A 4,224-nucleotide genomic window follows, 5' to 3' on the forward strand; every position below is an offset into this window, starting at 1 on the left:
GTCCGGGCCCTGATGCGGCATCTCGTTGTCGAACGGGATGAAATAGTCATCCTCGATATGGAGGCAGGCATTGAACACCTTGGCCGGGGCACTGCCGCCCGGGTCGATGTCCTCCTTTCGGTCTCGGATGCAAACAAAAAATCGCTCCTGACCGCGGCCACGATCTGCCGGCTTGCGAACGAGGCGGGAATTCCGGTGGCAGGAATTGTCGCGAACCGGAATGCAACGCCGGAAGAGGAGGGGATCGTGCGGGCGTTTGCGCGAGAGCACGGGCTTGCAGTACTGGGCAGTATACCGTTCGATCCGGCCGTCATGGAAGCCGGTATCACGGGCGAGCCTGCCGGTCCCCGGCAGTCCCTTGCATGGAATGCAGTGCGCGAACTTGCCGGAAGTGTGGAAAAAGCAAAAAGGCCGGAAGATTACCTCCGGGGAACCGGAACCCCGGGGTGACTGTATGAAGACAATCGTGACCATGGGAAGAGGCGGGACCGGCAAGACGACGTTTGTCGCCCTTATGGCAAAATACCTTATTGAATCGGGGAATGGCCCGATCCTTCTCGTTGACGCCGATCCGGACCAGAACCTTGCCGAGATGGTGGGAGTTGATCTCGAAGCGGCCGGGAAAAAGACCATCGCGGAACTGCTCTCGGAGACATTCATCCAGCAGGGCGGGACAACCATCGGTATCCCGCCATCGAAACGGATCGAGAACCGGATCTGGGAGGAGGGGCTCTATGAAGGGGAGGAGTTCGATCTCTTTTCGGTCGGGACCAAGTGGGTTGAAGGGTGCTACTGCCTGCCTGACGCAGCGCTCAAGAACGCGCTCTCCTCAATCACGCGCCAGTATACCTATATCCTCATCGATTCCCCGGGCGGGCTCGAACACCTGAACCGGAAGATCGCAAGCACCGTGGAAATCATCTTTGACATCATGGGGCCATCGTCCAAATCCTTTGCCCACGTAAAGCGGGCGCATCGCGTCATCAGCGAGGTTGGGATTCGGTTCGACCGCTTCCTTGTCATCGGGGGCTACGGTTTCATGGGCGATCCTGATCCCGTGGCACTGGCAGGACTCGGACTGCCCTATTTCGGGAGGATTGCGCAGGATGACACGGTTGCGCGGATGGTGCTTTCCGGGAAGTGCCTGCTTGAGGCTCCTGATGATTCACCGGCATACCGGTCTATTGGAGAGATTGTGCGAAAAGCGCTTTTCGATATGCAGGAAAAGAAAACGGAATGAACGTAGGGAAAAATGGCTTTATCCTCATTTTCCCCCTTCGTTTTAATACACCAGCAGGAAATACGCCATCGCTGTCGTGATAAAAGCCCCGACAATAATGATGATTGCCACCGGCACAAGGAATCCAATCATCGCGTTGACCGTTGATGCAATCTGGGAGATCCGCTGGGAGCCAAAGACAACAACATTCTTGCACCATGCGGTTGCGCCGGCAGAGCAGGCCGGCGCGGAATCTGCGATTGCTTCCCGCACCGCATCTTCGACATGAGGATAAAACGCCTCGACCGGCACTTTCAGCCCCACCTGGTTCCGGCCGGAGATGGTGTTGACCACGTGCGTGTCAGTCGTCATGATCTCGCATTCGTCAACAAGGGATACCAGGCGTTTGCGGATCTCGTCACGGGCGCCGGTGTGCATATTGTTGCCGTCAAAGAGGACGTACGCGGTCTTCTGCCCCCCAACGGTGATGACAAGGACCTGGACGCCGAGGTCACCGAACCCGTCTGTCCGCGACCAGGGGAGGGTCCGGTGGGCATAACCGGCCATGAAGGGGACCTGTTCCTGTTGTGCAGTGCCGGAAAAAGCGTCCTCTGCCGCAGCAAGATATTCCATACCCAGCGATGTCCCGGAATAGACTCCGTCCGCCAGCGTATCCATACAGTTATGGGCATCGATAAACCCGACATGCCGGAACTGTTTTTCACCGGATTTCATAATCGAGAATCCCATCGCAAAATCGAGGTCCTCAGTCACCTGCGGTGAACGCGTTGCGACTGCGATGACAGTGTCACCGAATGCCTGTGCCATCACATCCACCGACCCGTGACGGTACCTGCCGGATTTCGTACACGAGGAGCTCGTGCAGGAATTCGGCCGGGAAGCAAGGACAGCATCGCCGACCTTTTTCACTTCTGTCTCATCGACCGGGTTGAAGTCATGCGAGGCTGCGCCATGGAAAACAAGCGCAGCGCCCCCGATCTGGTTGTGGAGGATCTTTGGCAGGTTGCTGCCGCCAATCTCGCCCAGAGGGCCGGGGTGGACATTCGGGATGGTGACAAAGATCTCTTCTTTTCCTTCGCGCTGCAGTACGAGCGAAACTTGGGGCACCACAACGCTCTCCCCGATGCTCCGGAAGAAGTCATCGAGTTTTCTGCTCCCTTCTGAGAGGTGGAGAAGGAATGCATTCACCAGTTCAAGGGGGCCGACCTTGAAATTTGCCTTCATCGGGCGCTCCACAACAATGATGAAGGCATAGACTCCCACGGCAAAGCTGATGTGGAGGAGGATGGAGACCTGCACGAACCACAGGTCAAGGAACGGTGCCGCTCCAAGAATCGCGATGCCGGAGTGGAGGAATGCAGGAACAACCACTTTCCGGAGGTGGAAATCGACGACCGCTGCAAGGAGGAGCATCCGGAATGCAAAGACCAGTGCGAGTGATATGGCAAAGAAGAGTGCGAACGAGAAGCGGAAGAGGAGGATGGGCGAGAGCGAGACAAAGAGCGAGATGATAAGGCCGAGTGCTGCAGTCAGCCCCGACCAGCCAAAATCGAGTTTCCCGCCAAACCGGCGGGCGAGCCATGGGGTGAAGGCGAGCGCTGCAACCGCCGGAATGAGGTATGCAGCTATCGGGAAGAGATTGGGTTTCGTGAATGACCCCTGGCTTCCGAGAATCGACATGATCTCGACACAGCCGGAGAGCAGGAGGATGAGGGCGAGCGACCGGATCCAGGATGGGCTGGTAACAATATATTTTGAAAGCGCTTCGAGCTTGAGATCCATTTCACCGGACATTGCCAGATCCTCCGGAGCATGCCATGATCATCGTGGATATTCTGATGGGACAGTTGGGTGTACGGGCATATAAGAACACGGGGTGTCATCCTGAAATCGTAAACACATATGTCACATCCATGTCGTTCTTATCAGGGATCTTCAGCCTCTTCTGCGGGCCTGGTCAGGGCTCCTGATGAAACTGGTATCTTCAGCGTACTTGCTTTGTGCTACTCCTGTACTGTTCCAATACACTTATTTTACCTATATCACAATGTATAGTTGAACTTTTGGGGGTGTGCTACGGTGAGCCGGAAGAGTGTCAGTTTCAGTATTAAGGAGATCAATTCAGATCTTGCACAGTTCCGCGATCTCACAGTCTCCATCGGCGCGATCACCCGCGAGCGCTGGGACGAACCAATGGGCCCCTCCCCGTTTCCCTCGCTCACCACGCTCCGCCCGTGGGACCGTCGTCTCCTTTCCCGCTACAAACCGTTCTACATGCCGTTCTGCGACCTCTGCTGCCTCTGTACGTACGGGAAGTGCGACCTGACCGGAACCAAGAAGGGGGCTTGCGGGATCTCCATGCCCGCCCAGCAGTCGCGGATCGTCCTGCTCGCTGCCTGTATCGGGGCTGCGACCCATACGAGCCATGCCCGTGAGATCCTTACCCACACGATTGAGGCTCTCGGCCGGGAATGCCCGATCAATGTGGGTGGCACCGGGGTCGAGGTGGAAGCCCCGATAACAAGGCTTGTCTGCGGGATTAAACCCGGGACGCTTGGCGACCTTGAGCCGGTGCTGGACTACTGCGAGAACCAGTTGACGCAGCTCCTCGCGGTCACGCATACCGGTCAGGAAGGCAACAGTCTTGATTTCGAGTCCAAGGTCTTCCACACGGGCATGATCGACCACCTTGGCATGGAAGTAGCAGATATTGCACAGGTTTCGGCACTTGGGTTCCCCAAGGCAGACCCCGAGTCCCCCCTTGCGGATCTCGGGCTTGGAACTATCGATACAAAGAAGCCGGTCATCCTTGTCATCGGGCACAATGTTCCTCCTGCTGCGGCCATCATCGATTACCTCCGCGACCACGGAAATGCCGGGGATGTTGAAGTAACCGGCATCTGCTGCACAGCCATCGACCTCACCCGGTACGCGCCGAAAGCAAAAGTCGTTGGTCCGATCTCGTGGCAGCTCCGCTACATCCG

The 4,224-nt window shown here is 57.1% G+C and carries 2 protein-coding genes and 2 pseudogenes; 3 read left to right on the plus strand and 1 reads right to left on the minus strand.

The annotated features are described in order from the left end of the window. Both CW742_RS07875 and CW742_RS07880 read left to right on the plus strand, forming a co-directional pair. A pseudogene (locus CW742_RS07875) lies at positions 1 to 450 on the plus strand (cobyrinic acid a,c-diamide synthase); the annotation flags it as partial. A 4-nt stretch (positions 451 to 454) separates the two neighbouring features. Then, a complete protein-coding gene (locus tag CW742_RS07880) occupies positions 455 to 1,240 on the plus strand; it encodes an AAA family ATPase (RefSeq protein WP_292418812.1) in 786 nt (261 codons plus the stop codon). A 42-nt stretch (positions 1,241 to 1,282) separates the two neighbouring features. Here CW742_RS07880 and CW742_RS07885 read toward each other — a convergent pair whose 3' ends face one another. Further along, positions 1,283 to 3,034, minus strand: coding sequence for a DUF2070 family protein (locus CW742_RS07885; RefSeq protein WP_292418815.1), 1,752 nt, complete (start codon positions 3,032 to 3,034; stop codon positions 1,283 to 1,285). 285 nt (positions 3,035 to 3,319) lie between these two features. Here CW742_RS07885 and CW742_RS07890 point away from each other — a divergent pair. Beyond that, a pseudogene (locus tag CW742_RS07890) lies at positions 3,320 to 4,224 on the plus strand (acetyl-CoA decarbonylase/synthase complex subunit alpha); the annotation flags it as partial.

It is taken from the genome of Methanoregula sp., assembly GCF_002835825.1.
Taxonomy (GTDB): Archaea; Halobacteriota; Methanomicrobia; order Methanomicrobiales; family Methanospirillaceae; genus Methanoregula.

Coding starts and splice junctions, on each gene's coding strand:
- CW742_RS07880 (WP_292418812.1), top strand. CDS start 455: ATGAAGACAATCGTGACCATGGGAAGAGGCGGGACCGGCAAGACGACG.
- CW742_RS07885 (WP_292418815.1), bottom strand. CDS start 3,034: ATGTCCGGTGAAATGGATCTCAAGCTCGAAGCGCTTTCAAAATATATT.